Origin of the sequence: Helicobacter salomonis (genome assembly GCF_900197775.1) — a bacterium.
In the GTDB taxonomy this organism is placed as follows: Bacteria; Campylobacterota; Campylobacteria; order Campylobacterales; family Helicobacteraceae; genus Helicobacter; species Helicobacter salomonis.
Genome location: NZ_FZMA01000071.1, coordinates 1 through 1702 on the forward strand (window position 1 = coordinate 1; position 1702 = coordinate 1702).

Sequence of the window (1702 nt, forward strand, 5' to 3'; positions counted from 1 at the left end):
AATTCGTCATTGCCCATTTGCAGGCGCAAAGCTTCTAATTGTTCTGCATTGTGGCGCTCTGCAAAGAGGGGTTCTTGGGCTTCTCTGGTGTAGCTAAAGTCTCCTATTGCATAGGTTTGGCTTTGTGTGTTAAGGGCTTGGAGTTTGAGCACCTTCCAAGCCTCAATGCTCTCCCTCTCAAACTCTCTCTCACTCAATAAAAAGCCACATAGGTCATTATCCCCCAGTCTCTGCATCAATAGGGTGATATTGCTATGGTTGTCCTGCAAGCGGCTTAGCACACTCTCTTTGAAATTGCTATGCACGGCTCTGATCGCACTCTTGCTAGACATTTCGCTCACTTTGATGGGATCATCAATGAGAATTTGGTGGGCATGAAAGCCTGTGAGCGCACTCTTAAGCGTGGTCACAAACAAACCCCCTCCTTCTCTGAGCACAAACTCTTGGGCATTGTCCTGCAAGAACTCTAGAGGTTCAGGGAAGATTTGGGCATAGTATTTGGACTTCATCAAGTCTCTAACCTGGTTAGCAATTTTGCGACACAAATCATCAGAGTAGCTGATGTAAAAGAATTTTCTGCTCCTATCTAAGCCTAAAGCCCAGGCGATGAAACAGCGTGCGATGATCTCGGTCTTGCCATAGCTGGGGGGCATGTTGATCATCAAACGCGTGATTAAGTGTTCTTGCGCACTGGGCAGAGTGTGCTCTAGCACCTTGCACAAATAGGCGATATGCCAGCTATCTAAAAAGGGGGCTAGGTTATAGCGTGCCCATTTGAGCTTGACAAAGGTATACAAGTCTTTCTTGGCCAAAGCTCTTAAGATAAGCTCTTGCGTAATGGCTTGCTTGTCCATCATTCTCTATTCATGGGGAAAGGGGCTGGTGTGCTGTTCACTGGGGGCTTTTTCTTGTAGGCGGGGTATAATAAGTCTTGTTGGACTTGGTTGCCAAATTGGATAGCTTTTGGGTCATCTGCACTCTTGACGATGTGTCCTTTGTAGAAATTATCGATGTTATAGCCTGTAGCCTGGGCGTTCTGTGCCTTGCTCTGGGCATAGCTGAGGGCATTGAGGGCTTTGTTGCGACCCTGCTCAATGGCCAGTCTTTGGGCATTCTGCTTGTTGATAATGGCCTGTTGTGCTTGCTGGGCATTCCATTGCTTTTCTCTAAAAGTGTTCTCTAGGTGTTGCTGGGCTTGGGCCTGATTGAAGCGCTCTTGCTCTAATTGGGCGGCTCTATCCTGTTGGGCGTCAGCTTTGCTATCTCTTAGGCGCTGGTAGGCTTTGAGCTCCTCATTATTGAAGGTATTGAGCACATGGGCACTGCTCTTGTTTAGATGCTCGCTGAATTGCCCAAAGGCTTGGGCGAGATTTTGATGGCTGGCACGCATTTGGGCTAAACTCTCATTGAAGAGGGCTAAGCCTCCTCTACCTGCACTGATATCTGGAGCTTGCATGGTATCCTCCTAGTTAATTCTCTCTGCATAACTCACAACGCATAACCCTCCACTGCCCACTATGATGTTATAGGTCTGGTTGGCATTCAGATTGTACCAGCCTGCCTTGACAGGGCCCATCTGTCCTAAACCATTGCCCCCTCCCTTGCCCCCTGCTACGCTCAAGACATTAGCAAAGCTGCTAGGGGCTCCTTGGGCTGCGTTTCTATCAGGCCCCATACCGCCTTGCAAAAAGATGTAGTACTC

At 48.4% G+C, this 1702-nt stretch carries 3 protein-coding genes; all 3 read right to left on the reverse strand.

The features are described from left to right. On the reverse strand, positions 1-854 hold an 854-nt coding region (locus C6H04_RS07800), incomplete at its 3' end, for a terminase large subunit domain-containing protein (protein ID WP_233711895.1). Continuing rightward, complete coding sequence (locus C6H04_RS07805; RefSeq protein WP_104732824.1) at positions 854-1456, reverse strand: hypothetical protein; 603 nt, start codon at positions 1454-1456, stop codon at positions 854-856. The genes C6H04_RS07800 and C6H04_RS07805, both read right to left, overlap by 1 nt. A gap of 9 nt (positions 1457-1465) precedes the next feature. After that, on the reverse strand, positions 1466-1702 hold a 237-nt coding region (locus C6H04_RS07810), incomplete at its 5' end, for a hypothetical protein (RefSeq protein ID WP_233711896.1).

Bases quoted from the DNA above. Each gene is read 5' to 3' on its own strand.
- C6H04_RS07805 (WP_104732824.1), bottom strand. From the start codon at position 1,456: ATGCAAGCTCCAGATATCAGTGCAGGTAGAGGAGGCTTAGCCCTCTTC.